The sequence below is a fragment of the Ruegeria sp. BH6 genome (genome assembly GCF_056538105.1).
In genome coordinates this window covers 118999-133997 of the sequence record NZ_JBQFSR010000011.1, presented here as the reverse complement: position 1 = coordinate 133997, position 14999 = coordinate 118999, and the positions used below count along the sequence as shown (strand labels likewise).

The 14999-nt window shown below is 52.3% G+C and carries 16 protein-coding genes; 11 read left to right on the top strand and 5 right to left on the bottom strand.

Annotated elements, in window-relative coordinates; all coding sequences use genetic code 11:
- Nucleotides 1–132: 132 nt before the first annotated feature.
- Nucleotides 133–1014, bottom strand: a complete 882-nt coding sequence (locus ACR0B8_RS19045; protein WP_226689768.1) for a cation diffusion facilitator family transporter — start codon at nucleotides 1012–1014, stop codon at nucleotides 133–135.
- A gap of 223 nt (nucleotides 1015–1237) precedes the next feature.
- Here ACR0B8_RS19045 and ACR0B8_RS19040 point away from each other — a divergent pair, with 223 nt between their 5' ends.
- Entirely contained in the window at nucleotides 1238–1936 is a 699-nt protein-coding gene (locus ACR0B8_RS19040) for a hypothetical protein (protein ID WP_217353269.1), read from the top strand.
- Between the two features lie 463 nt (nucleotides 1937–2399).
- Here ACR0B8_RS19040 and ACR0B8_RS19035 read toward each other — a convergent pair whose 3' ends face one another.
- Entirely contained in the window at nucleotides 2400–2981 is a 582-nt protein-coding gene (locus tag ACR0B8_RS19035; RefSeq protein WP_170411602.1) for a TetR/AcrR family transcriptional regulator, read from the bottom strand.
- A 124-nt stretch (nucleotides 2982–3105) separates the two neighbouring features.
- Here ACR0B8_RS19035 and ACR0B8_RS19030 point away from each other — a divergent pair, with 124 nt between their 5' ends.
- From ACR0B8_RS19030 to ACR0B8_RS19000, 7 genes are all read left to right on the top strand, one after another.
- Nucleotides 3106–3696 (top strand): YceI family protein, encoded by a 591-nt coding sequence (locus ACR0B8_RS19030; RefSeq protein ID WP_170351311.1) that lies wholly within the window; start codon nucleotides 3106–3108, stop codon nucleotides 3694–3696.
- Between the two features lie 65 nt (nucleotides 3697–3761).
- Nucleotides 3762–4301 carry a luciferase domain-containing protein gene (locus ACR0B8_RS19025; protein ID WP_226689770.1) on the top strand — a complete coding sequence of 180 codons (540 nt, stop codon included), beginning with the start codon at nucleotides 3762–3764 and terminating at the stop codon, nucleotides 4299–4301.
- Nucleotides 4302–4509: 208 nt separating this feature from the next.
- Complete coding sequence (locus ACR0B8_RS19020) at nucleotides 4510–4845, top strand: hypothetical protein (RefSeq protein WP_170351313.1); 336 nt, start codon at nucleotides 4510–4512, stop codon at nucleotides 4843–4845.
- 58 nt (nucleotides 4846–4903) lie between these two features.
- Nucleotides 4904–5371: a DUF411 domain-containing protein gene (locus tag ACR0B8_RS19015; RefSeq protein WP_170351314.1), complete on the top strand. Its 468-nt coding sequence runs from the start codon at nucleotides 4904–4906 to the stop codon at nucleotides 5369–5371.
- Nucleotides 5371–5835 (top strand): c-type cytochrome, encoded by a 465-nt coding sequence (locus tag ACR0B8_RS19010; protein ID WP_226689771.1) that lies wholly within the window; start codon nucleotides 5371–5373, stop codon nucleotides 5833–5835. Before ACR0B8_RS19015 ends, ACR0B8_RS19010 begins: the two co-directional genes overlap by 1 nt.
- A 12-nt stretch (nucleotides 5836–5847) precedes the next feature.
- Nucleotides 5848–6192, top strand: a complete 345-nt coding sequence (locus ACR0B8_RS19005) for a copper resistance CopC family protein (RefSeq protein ID WP_226689772.1) — start codon at nucleotides 5848–5850, stop codon at nucleotides 6190–6192.
- Complete coding sequence (locus tag ACR0B8_RS19000; protein WP_170351316.1) at nucleotides 6189–7067, top strand: CopD family protein; 879 nt, start codon at nucleotides 6189–6191, stop codon at nucleotides 7065–7067. Before ACR0B8_RS19005 ends, ACR0B8_RS19000 begins: the two co-directional genes overlap by 4 nt.
- A 170-nt stretch (nucleotides 7068–7237) precedes the next feature.
- On the opposite strand, the gene ACR0B8_RS18995 is transcribed toward ACR0B8_RS19000, so the two are convergent.
- Nucleotides 7238–7816: a hypothetical protein gene (locus tag ACR0B8_RS18995; RefSeq protein WP_170533625.1), complete on the bottom strand. Its 579-nt coding sequence runs from the start codon at nucleotides 7814–7816 to the stop codon at nucleotides 7238–7240.
- 316 nt (nucleotides 7817–8132) lie between these two features.
- Nucleotides 8133–9077 (bottom strand): aminotransferase class IV, encoded by a 945-nt coding sequence (locus tag ACR0B8_RS18990; RefSeq protein ID WP_226689773.1) that lies wholly within the window; start codon nucleotides 9075–9077, stop codon nucleotides 8133–8135.
- A 194-nt stretch (nucleotides 9078–9271) separates the two neighbouring features.
- Between ACR0B8_RS18990 and ACR0B8_RS18985 the strand changes: the two genes are divergently transcribed.
- Nucleotides 9272–10398 (top strand): IS3 family transposase gene (locus ACR0B8_RS18985; protein WP_226689774.1). Its coding sequence is split into 2 segments (ribosomal slippage): nucleotides 9272–9533 and nucleotides 9533–10398, totalling 1128 coding nucleotides; the frame shifts between segments, so codons are not numbered across the junction.
- A 63-nt stretch (nucleotides 10399–10461) separates the two neighbouring features.
- On the opposite strand, the gene ACR0B8_RS18980 is transcribed toward ACR0B8_RS18985, so the two are convergent.
- Nucleotides 10462–11622 carry an abortive infection family protein gene (locus ACR0B8_RS18980; RefSeq protein WP_226689775.1) on the bottom strand — a complete coding sequence of 387 codons (1161 nt, stop codon included), beginning with the start codon at nucleotides 11620–11622 and terminating at the stop codon, nucleotides 10462–10464.
- A gap of 397 nt (nucleotides 11623–12019) precedes the next feature.
- Between ACR0B8_RS18980 and ACR0B8_RS18975 the strand changes: the two genes are divergently transcribed.
- Nucleotides 12020–12223: a hypothetical protein gene (locus ACR0B8_RS18975; protein ID WP_170351320.1), complete on the top strand. Its 204-nt coding sequence runs from the start codon at nucleotides 12020–12022 to the stop codon at nucleotides 12221–12223.
- A 729-nt stretch (nucleotides 12224–12952) separates the two neighbouring features.
- A complete protein-coding gene (locus tag ACR0B8_RS18970; RefSeq protein ID WP_226689776.1) occupies nucleotides 12953–14995 on the top strand; it encodes an ankyrin repeat domain-containing protein in 2043 nt (680 codons plus the stop codon).
- Nucleotides 14996–14999 lie beyond the last annotated feature (4 nt).

The following is a 14999-nucleotide window of genomic DNA, read 5'->3' as shown; positions in this document are numbered from 1 at the left end:
TTCGCGACGTTGGAGACAGGTTACTTCTGGTTCGGCTTTCCCACATCGGGCTTAGGTCTGACGAATTTCAAGCCGAACGTCTTAGTCAGATCAGTCAAACCAATAGAGTTTTTGCTGAGCCATTTGACCAGTTTAGTGGGAATTAACCCCGTCACCCTTCAACTCGTCATCAGGTTCGAGGTGAATGACAAAGACGGAACCCGGATACAAACGATCCAATTCTTCCTCGATGTCATTGCATATATCATGCGCCGCGCTGACTGGCATTGTGCCGTCCACAACAAGATGAAACTCCACGAAGATGACATTCGCGGATCTGCGCCCTTTGAGGTCGTGGTACTCTAAGGCTGCGCCGAGATTTGCTTCGATTGCGTTAGAAATAGCCCGCAAGTCATGGTCTGAAAGGCTCACATCCATCAGGCCATCGATGGATGCCCGAATAACTTTCCATCCCTCCCACAAGATGTTCAGTGCAACAAGAATTGCCAGAATCGGGTCGAGGATCAGCCAGCCGGTGACAAGTGCAAGTATCAGACCTGCTATGACACCAACTGAAGTCATGACATCCGTAAAAATGTGCCGGGCGCTTGCCTCCAATGCAGGCGAACCCTCGCGCCGGCCGATTTTGAGCAATAGGTAGGCCCATGCGCCATTCACACCTGTTGCAATGACATTGACGGCAATTCCAAGCAGCGGCGCATCCTCAAGATGCGGGTTAGGGAGCGCCAGCACAGCTTCTCTGATGATCAGGAAAGCTGCCAGCACAATCAGTACGCCCTCGGCGACGGCGGAAAGATACTCAGCTTTTTTGTGACCAAACGGGTGGTTTTCGTCAGGAGGCTTGTTTGCAACGCGAACTGCGAAGTATGCCAGCAACGCCGCAACGACATTCACGGTAGATTCCATTGCGTCCGACAACAACGCCACCGAGCCTGTCAGCCACCAAGCCAACAGTTTTAGGGCCAGTACCGCAATGGATATCGGAATGGACCAAAGAGCGATTTTTTGTGTCATTCCGTCACGACCCTCAGTCACTCTTTACAAATGATCCTGGGAACAGGTGAGCGACCGTACTTAACACGTAAGACTGGAGTAGGGTAGTAAAGATTAGGGCCAGAGGGTCGGTCATGCACAACCGGCTGTAGTGAATCGCACCAGCACCATAGTGTCATACATCCGGACCCGATGGTTACATACGACTAGCATCAGTGATTACACAGCACGAAGGGAGAAACACATGCCGAAGTTCACCAAAAGAACACCTGTTCATGGGGTTGCTGCACTCGTAATCTGCTGTTTCGCAACGGCGGCACAGGCGCAATCGGCAGGCGAGGAGATGACGTTTTTCATCACTAGTGTGGGCAAGGGGGACGGTGCCAATCTAGGCGGCCTCGAAGGCGCCGATGCCCATTGTAATGCACTCGCTTCCGCGGCCGGTTCTTCCAAAACATTTGCGGCCTATCTGAGCACTTCAATGTCCATTGACCGCAGCACCGACCCGATGACGATCACCAATGGCATTTCTGCACGCGACCGGATCGGATCAGGCCCCTGGTACAATGCCAATGGAGAGCTCATCGCCAACAATGTTGAAGAACTGCACCGCGACAGCGTGAACATTAGTCTACAGACAGCGCTCGACGAAAACGGTAACCCCGTCAATGGGCGTGGTAGCCAGCCGAACAAACATGACATTCTGACCGGCTCCGATTCCGCAGGTTACTTCTCTACGGCAGGCGGTGACACAACATGCAGTAACTGGACTTCGAACAGCGAGGATGGATCTGCGATTGTCGGGCATCATGACCGTATCGGTCTCAACGATGCCCGAAACATGGTGTCCTGGAACTCATCGCACGGCTCGCGCGGTTGCGGAGAGGAACATCTGCCACGTTCAGGCGGGGCAGGTCTGTTTTATTGCTTCGCAACGGACTAATCGGGCAGCATTGGTACGCGTGACGCCCGCATTGAATCTGACATTACCAAGTCAGTCTGGGGGATCGCGTTTTGGAAGCGGTTTTTGGGCGGAAAAAGTCTAAATGCCGCTTCGTTGCGAGTTTACTAAATTGCAATGCTTGGGTGAGAAGGTTCAGTTTGGGCTGCTTCAAGTCACTTATGTGCAAGTCAGAGAAAGGCGCATCCGAGGAGGATACTGGACATTGCATTGTTTGGCCGGTTCCCGAAAGTCGACATTGCCGTGGGCGACACTGAACCCAAAGGTATTCATGTTGCATTGTGAATTAGCGGCAGCGACAAATCAGAGTGCAGTCGTCAACGTTGTGAGGAGCGCATCGAATTGACCCTGCGACGTGCTGATGTCAAGCGGCGAACGTAGCCATACTGCGATCTTGGAAACTGTTATGTTTATTGGCCGCTTTGATTGCATAGTCAGGCGATGGTCACTGTCCCGAATTGGTTTTCGCGATGCTGCAAAGCAGATCGACATGTTTGTCCAACCACTCTTCGTCCAGTGCCTCGTGACGAATGAGCTTGCGGAAATAAGGTGCCGCGATTGCTAGTTCTATGAGCTGGTCAATCGAAACGTCGGCTGTGATCTCACCACGGTCTATTGCGGCTGCAAATACTGCTTTAACACTTGTGAACCTGTCTTTCATGAATTCAGTGATCACCAACCGCGCTTCTGCATCTGTGGACGCAGCAGCGACCACCTGAGGCGCGATCTGGCCCCATGGTGTGTCATTTAAGGCTCCCATCAGTACTCCGAGCAACCAGCGCAGATCAGATCGTAGCGGGCCATGGGTTTTGGGCGGTATGTTCGGCGGGGTTGCGATGCGCCTGAATGCTGCATCACGCAGACTGCGCGCATCTGGCCAGTGCCTGTAAAGTGTGCTGCGCGAAATGCCCGTTGCCTTTGAAACCGCGCCATGAGTTACGTGCAGCACGCCCTCATCCATCAGTATCCTTTGCGCCGCATCAAGTGCGGCCTGTCGTGTGGCGATCAGCCTGGGATCTTCTTTCAATCGCCCCTCCTATAGAACATATTGTTGCATAGCAGAACATTTTGTACTAAAAGTATGGCCGGCTAAAAACTAAAGCTCAATACTCAATTCCGCGAACACGTCTTGTCAAAATGGGAGCGTATCAATGTTCAAAGTGGCAGCAACCCCGCTGGCGGTACTCTTATCGATTGGTGCGACAACCGCGCTGTCCGAGAGTGGCACTTACGAGCTGGATCCTGGACACAGCCAGGTCTTGTTCAGCTACAACCACATCGGGTTCTCAGAAACGTTTGGAATGTTCTCAGGTTTTAGCGGCGAGATAGAGTTCAATGAAGATGATCCGTCTGCGTCATCTGTCACAGTGTCTATGCCTGTAAAATCCATGATCACCGGCTGGGACGCCCGTCTGCAACACTTCATGTCCGATGACTTTTTCAGCGCGAGTGACGATGACGTGGTCACCTTCGCCTCAACCAGCATTGAAGTGACCGGGGACAATACCGCGAATATTTCTGGCGACCTGACCATGAATGGCATCACCAAACCTGTGGTTCTGGAAACAACGCTTAACAAGTCAGCGCCATACCCGTTTGGCCAAAAAGAGGGCACGCCGACCTTGGGTCTGGCAGCCACGGCGACTATCGTGCGGTCTGAGTTCGGACTTGGGGCCTTTGCACCTGCGGTGAGCGACGAAATAGAGCTCTTGATCAATATCGAAGCGCTAAAAGCTGAATGATGTGTGCAGGGGCACCGATACGGCGCTGAGCACTCAATCTTTAATTTTGGCGGATGGTCAAAGCGATGAATGTCTACCTGAGAACATTGGCGGTTGCTGTAACGGTGGTGGCATTGATGTGCCCGATGGTATCCGCACAAGAGCGCTCCTTGCCAGAGCGCACCTCGCCCCGTCCGGAAACGACAAGCGGCGTACCGCATACTCAGATTGGTGTCAAAATTGATGCCGAATTGGCCCAGCTATTGCTGGAGCGTGTTGCGCAATTCCCGGGGGTCACACTAGGCCCCACACGCATATCACTACCTGGCGCGATTGGTTTTCAACTTGATCCCGACATGTTGTTGTCTCACCCGAACTCTATCGTTGGTGGGTTTGAGTTTGCGCACATGCATCCTGATGGCAGCTTGCACGCTTCGCTAGACCCCGCAATGGCGCGACGGGCAGTTGAGGCGGGTTGGGCCGTAGCGCACCCGTGGGCCAATCAACGTCCTGGGTGGAGCGGCTTTGTTATGATCTATACACCGACGACACCCGAAGAGTTGGATGTCGTCATCGATCTGGTTGAAAGCTCGTACACCTTCATCACCGGCAACACCTTGGGCTAAACGCCTACCTGCTGACATTGCCGTTGCCAACTAATGCGCAAGTCAGTCAATAATCAGTCTTACCGGAATTTCAGGTGATCTGTGTTCCACTGTTCCGGACGGGCATGATCCAGAGATGTGGCGCACCCATAATGAGTGCAACTAGGATGTATATGGCGACCCATCCTCGCAACTTGTCAAAACCACATACCCCCAGTAGGTATTTGGTATGTTTCGCCTGGTCCTGTCGATATTTCTAGTTGTTGCATTCTCTGGCGCATCCGCAGCGTCCGCGAAGCATGGCTTGACCCATGGATCGGATCATTCTGGTCATCATGCTCAAATGGCGGGCGACGATCCGTTGGCTGATGCCGAAAAAGCTGCTGCGGATTGTTGCGACACCAGTAGCGGCATGGGTTCAACATCCTGTTTTGGTGATTTTGTCGCCACGGCGGGGATTTCGCCGATTGCTCCATTGGTGATCTCAGTGGGTGGTGTGACGCACGCTGGTTCCGATTATTCGAGCCTCGCACTGGGTGTCCCCACCGGTCCTCCGAAAGCCTGAATGGCTACGGGCGCTCGCCCGCAATCCGTTCAAATTTCACTTCAAAGGACCGACAGACATGATCACACGTCGTTACTTCACAGCACTGTCTGCAACTGCTCTCATCGCGACCGCTCTTCCCGTTCGTGCAGGCACCCCAATGCACGTGCTCAGCTCACCAGGTTGCGGATGTTGTCACGCATGGGCCGACTTGGCTCGCGCACGTGGCTACGCCGTTACCGTTGAGGAACTGACCGACCCCGAGGCACAGAAGTCAGCGCGGGGTATCCCGTTGAACCTCGCATCCTGTCACACCATAGAAGCCGATGGTTATGTCTTTGAAGGCCATGTGCCGTTTGAAGCACTGGAAGCCGTGTTGAAGGATCGGCCTGACATCACAGGGCTTGCTGTTCCCGGCATGCCAGTGGGGTCCCCTGGTATGGGCGACGATCCGTCCGCCCGCTATGATGTCATTGCATTTGGGGGAAAGGCTGGAACCGGAACGGTGTACTACCGCGCGGGCACCGCGCAGCCGTTCGACACCTGATGGCTGGGCGCACAACATTATTGGTCACCGGCGGGCTTACGCTCGCCGGTTTCACCGTAGCATTCGTTCTGGCCCAGCCCACCAAAGCGGTCGGTCTATTGACACCGGATGACGCTGAACTGGTCGCCATTGGCCAAATAATTTACGCGGAACAATGTGCTGCCTGCCACGGAGCACGCCTGGAAGGACAGCCAAACTGGCGGATACGCGGCGAGGATGGTTTGCTACCGGCACCTCCGCATGACGCCACAGGGCATACGTGGCACCACGATGATGAAACGCTTTTCACCCTGACCAAATTTGGCCTGGCCGGGCTGATAGAGAATGCGCACGCAACTGGTATGCCGGTCTATGAAGGTGTGCTCAGCGATGACGAAATCATTGCGGTGCTATCCTTTATCAAATCAACCTGGCCCGATGACCTTCGTGAGTATCATGACGAACTGAATGCCCAGTCCGAATAGGAAACAACTCAGATGATCAAACAAACTCTTTTCGGTTTGGCCGTTGCAATGGCTCCGATGCTTGCGGCTGCGCATTCAAAGTCTGAAGCAACGACACCGGCTGACGGCGCGACTGTCACGAACGCGCCGGAGATTTCCATGCGTTTCGATGATCCGATGCGCATCATTTCGATTACGCTGACCTCCTCAGATGGCGACGTCGAAATTGAACGCGAGACAGGTATGGACCCCGCCACAGAATTCCGGGCCATGCCGTTGGAAGAGCTTGCACCGGGAAGCTACCGCTTCGACTGGCGAGGTATGGCGTCAGACGGTCACCCGATGCAGGGCAGCTTCTCTTTCACGGTCGCTGAGTGACCGGACTGGCCCCCATTGACGGTGTTGTCGTCTTGGCCATTTTGGCGAAAGCACTTGGCTACGGCGCGGCGCTGCTGGCGATGGGCAGCATCCTGTTCACCGTTCTCTTTGCCACGCGCGCCGAGGCGTCCGTTTTGCGCCTTGCACGTCACCTCTCGGTCGGTGCGGCGCTTCTCGGTCTCGCCGTTCTGGCTCTACGTTTCGGCATCAGAGCGGCGCGGATATCCGGAATGGGCTTTGAGGGCGCGACGGACCCAATGATGCTTGGCATTGTCTGGGACAGCCCGCTTGGCACCGCTGCGATTTGGCGAGGGGTGGGCGAACTCGCGATATTGGCAATCCTGCTCCCCCGCGTAGGGCAGTGGGTCGCTTTGGCGGGCAGCCTTGCCATAGCGATTTCCTTTGCTCAGGTGGGACACTCGCTTGGAGAGCCCAGGGCGCCTCTCGCAGTCTTACTGGTTCTTCATCTTCTGGCAGTCGCCTTTTGGGTTGGCGCTCTTCTGCCCCTGCACAAAGCGGCGCTCACTCCCACTGGGGCCGATCTACTGCACCATTTTGGCAATGTCGCTGCTTACGGAGTTGCCGTCCTGATTGTTGCTGGCGCAGCACTCGCATGGCTGCTTTCGGGCTCTGTGGTCGCCTTGTTCGGAACGGCCTATGGATTGGTACTTTTGGCCAAGGTCGTTATCGTTTCTGCCCTTCTTGGCCTGGCGGCGCTGAACAAGCTGAGATTTGTTCCGGCTCTCAGGGCTGAGAAGCGTGGCGCGGAAATTGCTCTCCGGCGGTCGATTTCAATGGAGATGTTGGCTGTTGTCCTGATCCTGTTTGCAACGGCGATGCTAACCAGTGTGACGACACCTCCTATCAATCTCTGACGGCCTATGGTCCGAAGCAGGAGCTGAAAATACTTGTTACGAATGTCCGCTTGGGGCTGCCTGCGGCTTGTTGCAGTAGCTATATGGCTAGAGGTGGGAGAGTGAGTTTATTGGTTGATGCTCCCTGCGTTTCTTAAGATATGGGCTTCCCAGGCGTGCAGCTCACACGCTCAGCGTAGCCGCGTGGCACCCAATACCTGTGGGGCAACGAACGACACGACAATTTCTGCCATTACACCCATCTTAGCAACACTAGCTTTGTCGAACTCGACGTTTGGCATCGGACAGGCCAGCTGAGGATTTCCCTGCGGCATCTCGTCCATCAGAAACCGCATTTTGGCAGTCTGTCTCGGGTTGATATGCTTGAGCTTCACAGTGCATTCTTCAGCATCGGTTCTTTCGATGTCCCACAGAGACAGATATCCAGGTGGGAGATCAATAAAATGTCCAGGGATCAAGTAAGTGGAGCCTGGGAGTTGCACGACAACTTCTGCGTCCTCGACTGCGCTATGGCCGGAATTTGTAATTTCTAACGTCATCAATGTGGGCTCAGGAAGTTCCTCACCGCGATATAGTACTTTGAGATCTAGCGATAGATCAGGGTCGTCGTTTTTGACGAGCCTTTCGATGTCATAAGAGTAAGTTAGTTTTTTCATTGCAAACTGTCTCTTCGCCAGTTTCCAAGTCACAAACACTCCCAGAAGTGTTGCGACCACACCGGCCAATGCAATGTATTCAGCGTGTTCCAAATTGCTCTCCAAAAAAGAAATTTCCGCGGCGCATCCTGACACCGCTCACTTGGCACGGCATATCTGAACTGATGAAACCAAGCTAGTCTTCCCAAACAACTAGGTACGGGACGGTAAATGATGCACATCTATTGGTTGCCGAATACTAGTTCGGGGGGCTTCCGCGCAGCTGCTACCCGAGACTCGAATGTCCGCTTAGGGCTGAGACCGGTCACAGAAAAGCTCTGTTTTGGTCCGCTATTTTGGCGTGTCTTGCCGGGGTCCGTCTTGCAGAAAAGCTTCCGTTTCTCCGAGCCAACCAGACACCGACTGAATGCTATTTGTCATCCAAGTATCTGACAAACATCCTTTTGTTCTCTTCCTTGTGTAGTTCCCAATAACTCATGGTAATCTGACTTGTGATTTGGCCGGGAGATCCAGCACCGATATTTCGTCCATTTACTTTGGTCACTGGCATGATCCCACCGGCGGTTGAAGATATAAAGACTTCGTCTGCAACTAGGAGTTGGTCTTGGGGTATGTCGACGGCTGAGCAGTCGATATCCAGGTTCGTGCAAATGTCGAAGACCGTCTGACGAGTGACCCCGAGAAGCACACCGAACTTCGGTGTTAGAACTTTTCCGTCGATGACGGCAAAAATATTGAATCCGGGCCCTTCAGATACGTTACCATTTGTATCGACAAGGATCGCAGTGTCAGCACCGCGGTCGTAAGCCTCGTAGAGGCCTTTGACCAGATCCAACCAATGATAGTTCTTCACGGTCGGATCGACTGACTTTGGAGAAATGCGGACTAAGGATGATATTGCTGCATTTAGTCCATGTTTCATCTGCTCTGGATTGGCCACCGATCCAAACGGTATTGCGAATGCAATGAACTGGTTGACCGCATCACGTGGATCCCGACTGAATGTCGGAGACATACCGCGTGTGCAAATGAACTCGACGTAGGAGTTCTTTAACCCTGACAGTGCGACGCAGTTGTGCAGTATCTCGATGACCTGTTCTCGGTTATACTCAATCGACATATGCAGCTTTTCCAAACCTGCAAAGAACCGATCAAGGTGATTTTCGAGTCGAAAGAAAGCTCCGTTCCAAACATGGACGACATCATACGTCGCGTCAGAATGAAGTAGCCCATAGTCCAGCACCGAAATCTTGGCTTCCGAAATCGGCAAATACTGTCCGTCCAGGAAAGCCACACCAGGAGGATATGTTTTAGGGTCTGAGTAATGCTCGGAGAGGTAAGGTAGTACATTCATAATGTGAAAGCTACCGGAGTACGGACTGCAATCGCAATGTCTGTTTTGGGCTTCCTTCGGTCGCTTGTCCGGGGCGCAGAGATTGGCAGCGGAGTGCTCGTTGTACCAACGTGCCTTCGCCCTGCGAACGTCTGGTCTTGAGCCTCCCCAACTGAACTGGTCCACCGTTATGTTTAGGAAACGGAGGGCCACGAATGGCAAATAAGAGACCGAAGCCTGAAGAGATTGTCTCGAAGTTACGGCAGGTTGAAGTTCTGATGGGGCAAGGCATGTCCCGTCTTGATGCGATCAGACAGATCGGAGTTGTCGAACAAACCTATTACCGCTGGCGGAAGAAGTACGGTGGAATGGGTGTTGATCAATTGAAGGAACTGAAACGGCTTCAGAAAGAGAACGAGCGGCTGAGACGCGCAGTTTCAGATCTGACGCTGGACAAACTGATCCTGACGGAAGCCACAAAGGGAAACTACTGAGCCCCGCTCGTCGTCGTGCTTGTATTAACCATGTACGCAACCAGCTGAACGTTTCCGAGAGACGCGCCTGCCGCGTGCTGGGGCAACACCGGTCCACGCAACGGCGCGTCCCACAAGGTCGCGCAGACGAAGACCGACTGGTGGCCGACATGATCGAGTTGACCCGACAGTACGGCCGATATGGCTATCGCAGGATCGCAGCGCTGCTGAGAGAGGCTGGATGGTCTGTTAGCGACGGGCGGGTTGAACGCCTGTGGCGACGAGAGGGGCTGAAAGTGCCAGTGAAACAACCGAAGAAAGGACGGCTCTGGCTGAACGATGGGTCGTGTGTTCGGCTGAGGCCGGAGTATCGCAATCATGTATGGAGCTATGACCTCATTCATTGTCGAACCGACGATGGCAAAGCCTTTCGGACGCTGAACATCCTTGATGAGCACAGCCGGGAGTGCCTGACGATTAGAGTGAAGCGCAAGCTGAACTCAACGGACGTGATTGATGCTCTAACGGATCTGTTCATCCTGCGTGGCGCGCCCGGTTTCATTCGTTCAGACAATGGGCCGGAATTTGTTGCCCTGGCCGTCAGGGATTGGATGGCTGCTGTCGGGGCCAAGACAGCCTACATCGAACCTGGAAGCCCTTGGGAGAACGGATATTGTGAAAGCTTCAATGGCAGGTTCAGAGACGAGCTGCTCAACGGCGAAATCTTCTACAGCCTGCGCGAAGCACAAATCTTGATCGAACAATGGAGGAGACACTACAACACAAAACGTCCCCACAGTGCACTGGGCTACCGCCCGCCAGCGCCCGAAACCATCATCTCAATGGATCACAGGCCAATGATGCACTAACAATCAACTTGGACCAGTCAGATGAGGCTGCTCAGCCAAACCTGCCAACCAGTATCTGTGTTTCTACTTTTCTGCTTGCCTCGCGTTCCAAGTGGAAACAAGAAACGTGGCCATAGTACCTGACAAGTTGACGGCCAACTCTGCGTGTCTAGCCGCTGGTTTGATGCGCTTCGGTCCAATACTATGAGCATCTCCCAGCTTGTTTCTGAGCGCACCGAGTGCCGTCACAACCGATTGTGACCCACTCAAAATCTGTTTGAATACTTGTTCCGTGTAATCATCAGGGGCCAACCTTAGCGTCTTGGAGAGTTTTTTGTATAGAACTGGAAGATCATCTTTTTCTTCCCAGCTTTCACCTGCCTCGTGCAAGATCCACTTGCAAACGTCTTCCAATAGAGTTCGGGCCAATGTGATTGCGCGTTCAGCGTCTTTTGACCTGCTGTCGAGTGCACTTTGCCATCTTTCGCCAATTTGATCCGGGTTAAAGGTGCTCAGGGTCGCCGTGATCTCAATATCAGCCGGATTTCCTTCTGGCAGCGGGTTTACCTCGAAAATCGGTGATCCTGAGATTCTTCCGGCTTCAGACAGCGTGTACCCATCATGGCGCAGCAAATCGTCGACCTTCCCAGATAGTATCCTCTGGCGTTCCTCACTTTGATATTCGGCAGAGGTGAGCTGTTCGATAAAGCTAAACAACAAACGGGTGGAGCAAGTCAGCAGCCCAAGAGCTTCCAAGTACTCCTGTTGAGTCAGATCATCGTTTCGAATTGTGTGTTGGATTAAGTATTCTTCGAGTGTGCGATTATCATTTCGATGGGGTGCGGACATGTTTTCCAGTGGAAAGACAGCCGCCACAAACGTAAAATCATCAACTTCACTCACCAGTGGGCCCACGGTCAGCAGTTTGACTAATCTTCGGCGCGTGATGCTAGTAATCTCGGGCCGTTCCAGATCCGCGATCTTATCAACCAACTCAAGGAGGTTGAAAGCGTCGATCTCTTGAAGAAGCGAACGAGCCATTTTTACGAGTGGTTCGACCTCAACTGCTGCCAACCTGCTGGACGCATACTTGTACTTACTCTGAAACGCTTCTTCTTCGCTTCCTTCGGCCAAACCCAATCGTGCGCAGACACCCGGCACTTCATAGGCCTTATAATCTGATATCGCGGATGCTAACTCATCCCTCAAACTTTGTATCAGTTTTGTCGGAATTGCTCTGCTCATCGTATATCTTTGCTGAAACCAAACTCGCATAAACGTGCTACAATCTGTCACTGATACCCAGCATTAACGCAACGGCTTTCATATGTCTGATTTGACGAAGCAGCACAGCAGAGATGGCCACCAAACTTTGCAAAGTCCGCTTGCTGCGCATCGCAGACCTTTGAGTGCGAAGAAGCATTTTGAACTTAGGGCTCAAGGCTGTCACCTATCGAAGTTTCACGACTGGTCGATGTTCGGATGCAGCGGGTAGCAGGCTGACGAAAGCGCAATCACTCTATAATCGCAACTTATGTTAAATCCCAATCAGTCTCTGGATCGGGGCAAAATCCGCAATTCTTATACCTGAGATTAATTTCGACCTGCAATGGTTGCCCGGTATTCTAGATGAGGATTTGACATGAAAAAACTTGCAACCATCGACCTGCCCAGGACAAGCGGCAACGCCTTTGAAGTGCTGGCACGCTGCCAGACCGCAGCCGAAAAAGCCGGAGCCGAACAAGCCAGAGTTCGGGCCTTCCTCGAGGACGCCGTCCAGGGTGACTTTGAGCACTTGTTGCGTGTGGTGAATACCCATTTCGAAGTCTCTAGCGCAGGGTCTTGATTACACAGGGCAAAGACGAGCAGACCGCGTGTCGCAGTGTCAGTGATACTGTATGAGAGATTTGGCGGCTTCACTGAGTAGTATGCGTAAAAGGGGTTACTGAGCCCGTTGGACGCGCAACCTCAACCCGACCTTCCCTAAAAATGAAGATTGGTGTCCCGAGTATGTCTCTCGATTTGTTTCTTGGTGCTTGCCAAATATTGGCCATCTACAACGCAACAAGGAAGACGTTATGAGAAAATCAAAACCAATGACTGCAAAAGCTGCTGCGCGAGTACAGAGTGCCTCCGCGAAAAGCAACGGTGGCAAAGTGAGTAAAGGCAGCTTTCCGGCCCGTGCCCAGGCTGCTGCGGCAAAGCAGACAAAAAAATAATATCATCGAGGTGATGAGGCTTTCATCACCTCCCCCCAAATCTCACACATGAAGTACTGTAAAAACAGAGATATAGACAAAATGATCCGTCAAGAAGTAAAAGCAGGAGCACGCTTTGCAATTGGTCGAAAGCACGGCAAATTGCGGTTAGCGAATGGCGGAATTTTGGTCGTAGCAAGATCCCCAAGCTGCCGGAGAGCTTACCTGAACACGCGCATGCAGCTAGAGAATCTAAAACGAATAGCCTCCCAATGAAGCCAATCCCACAACCCGGCGAAATCTTAGAGTTTATACTTCGTAATTTCACGCACGTTGACGGTGAGAACAACTCTGCTCTCGACAAGAAACTTCAACGAATGGCTGATCTACAGGGTTTTCTTTCTGAAGAAATCCGCGAACTCTCACTAAAAAAGCTTTCGAGTTTGTTGAAGTCCTGCCCCGATTCTACTGGGATTCTAGAAACTCTGGTCAACTATAAGGACCACTACTTTTTTGCCGTCCGAGAACTCGAGTGCGGATCTCGTGGTGCTATTGAAGTTAGAAGCGTCTTTGACAGCTACGCTGTTTCTTTGTTTGTCGAACTCCTGACGCCGCTTTCGCAGAAACTCGGTTTCAAGGTTGAAGATGTTATTGGTCATCCTGCGGAAGGTGTCTCCGTTGTATGGAATGCACGTCTTCAGGGTAAAACCATCCGGGCGCTATCTGCTGACCTACAAAAAAAAATTCCGATAGAGGCGCGCAGTTGGGAAACTGAGATCGGTCGATGGTCGCGTAAGTCCGGCATGAGCGTTTCGAAGATCTTAGCAATCCAGAGCAAATATGACTTTGATCTCGGTTTTGCTTTGGCACTTGCGAATGCATACAGAAACTATTGCTGTCTCGAAATGGTAGATACTTCTCGGCACACTTCGCGTTACGAGAAGTCGGTCGAGACGGTCCTTGAAGAAATAAAACTCCAAAACTCTATTTCGCATGAGCAATTTCGAGAAGCCCGTTGTAAAAACTTATTGGAGCTCTCGGAGCTCACAGCCCCTAGTAGAGAGAAGGTGGCTGGAGATGTAGCAAGGGCCGAAGCTTGTATCGAGCTGCTTAAGGAAGAGCTTTGCGATAGCTTCAGTCTGGCTAACCTTTCTTTGATGGAAGGGATGCACTTGGCACAGCTTGGAGATCGCAAGGCCGCGCTGAAGTGTTTTGATGAAGCGGGCGCAGCGTTCAGCTACCATAGTGCCGCCGGATTTGAATGCGCAATGACCTACTTGTTCGCCACTTCAGCCGCCATCAACGAAAAGCAAATTCGCAACCGCTGGACTGCGCGTTGTGAAACAATCGGACTAGAGGTAATGCCTCAGGAGACGGATACTTCTTTCAAGTCTTTGTTTCCAAATTCTTATCCTGAAGCACTTGGTTGCCTGCCAATAAAGACATCGAAAGTCGGGTTTCCCGCAGCAGCTAAATGGAAAGGCCGGACACCAGATTTATCTAACCCGGGCAGGAGACTTAGGGATTGGGGCGATGGACCCGTGAGCCAGCTTCATATTTACACATTCCTCCTCGACAGGGAAAATATCCAAGCACTTTTGAAGAAGGGAGCTGATCCAGGCGACCTCGATAAGCGGGAAAGGTCACCTTTGTTTTTTGCGATTAAGCGAGGTGACAAAGATGTCTTTTACGAACTAATCGACGCCACAAAGAAGGCTACAATCGATACGAAGGCAAAAAATGGCGAGACATGCTTGCATGAAGCAATAAAGGAGCGCCACTCGGGTTTTGTTGAATCTTTGCTTTCTAAAGGTGCAGATTTCGAAATTGAAGGGCCGCAAGGAGGTTCGCCTTTATTTGCAGCAGCAAATAACTTCCGGTCGCCACAAAGGTTGTTGGAAGACTTCCTTGATCCTCACCAACGTGCTCAAAAGGTGTCCATTTGGGGTGACCGGCATTGGCAGACACCATCTCCATTCAGGCATAGGCATGCAGAAGCGTGGGAGAGTTTTATCAACAAAAACCCTCGGATCGTGCCGCAAATGGATGAGTATTTTCAGAAGCAACAGAGCGAACTTGTAAACTGTAAAGAGATCGTTTTGTCCCTTCTAGACGCAGGGGCAGACATCACCACAAAAGTCTCTTGCGACGGAATGACTCCGTTTCTTTTTGCGGCTGAAATAGGAGATCCCTGGCTTTTTCGCACACTGATAGAATACGGAGCAAACGTGAGAGACAAACTTGACGACGGAACAACTGCACTAACGCAGCTCTACACGCACAATCACAACGAGTTGGCAAAGTGGTTCCTTCTCGAGGTATCCGCCGAAGATCGGCTCTGGTTTCGAGAGGCAACGCGAGTTGTAAGCACTGGAGCGAAGCTGGAGCTTGGTTTGAAACGGCTTACCGAAGAACAATGAGATG

What these genes read in the sequence shown, in the direction of transcription:
- ACR0B8_RS19025 (WP_226689770.1), top strand. Translation starts at nt 3,762, where the DNA reads ATGAATGTCTACCTGAGAACATTGGCGGTTGCTGTAACGGTGGTGGCA.
- ACR0B8_RS19045 (WP_226689768.1), bottom strand. Translation starts at nt 1,014, where the DNA reads ATGACACAAAAAATCGCTCTTTGGTCCATTCCGATATCCATTGCGGTA.
- ACR0B8_RS18975 (WP_170351320.1), top strand. Translation starts at nt 12,020, where the DNA reads ATGAAAAAACTTGCAACCATCGACCTGCCCAGGACAAGCGGCAACGCC.
- ACR0B8_RS19040 (WP_217353269.1), top strand. Translation starts at nt 1,238, where the DNA reads ATGCCGAAGTTCACCAAAAGAACACCTGTTCATGGGGTTGCTGCACTC.
- ACR0B8_RS18970 (WP_226689776.1), top strand. Translation starts at nt 12,953, where the DNA reads ATGGCTGATCTACAGGGTTTTCTTTCTGAAGAAATCCGCGAACTCTCA.
- ACR0B8_RS18980 (WP_226689775.1), bottom strand. Translation starts at nt 11,622, where the DNA reads ATGAGCAGAGCAATTCCGACAAAACTGATACAAAGTTTGAGGGATGAG.
- ACR0B8_RS19010 (WP_226689771.1), top strand. Translation starts at nt 5,371, where the DNA reads ATGGCTGGGCGCACAACATTATTGGTCACCGGCGGGCTTACGCTCGCC.
- ACR0B8_RS19015 (WP_170351314.1), top strand. Translation starts at nt 4,904, where the DNA reads ATGATCACACGTCGTTACTTCACAGCACTGTCTGCAACTGCTCTCATC.
- ACR0B8_RS18990 (WP_226689773.1), bottom strand. Translation starts at nt 9,077, where the DNA reads ATGAATGTACTACCTTACCTCTCCGAGCATTACTCAGACCCTAAAACA.
- ACR0B8_RS19020 (WP_170351313.1), top strand. Translation starts at nt 4,510, where the DNA reads ATGTTTCGCCTGGTCCTGTCGATATTTCTAGTTGTTGCATTCTCTGGC.
- ACR0B8_RS19005 (WP_226689772.1), top strand. Translation starts at nt 5,848, where the DNA reads ATGATCAAACAAACTCTTTTCGGTTTGGCCGTTGCAATGGCTCCGATG.
- ACR0B8_RS19030 (WP_170351311.1), top strand. Translation starts at nt 3,106, where the DNA reads ATGTTCAAAGTGGCAGCAACCCCGCTGGCGGTACTCTTATCGATTGGT.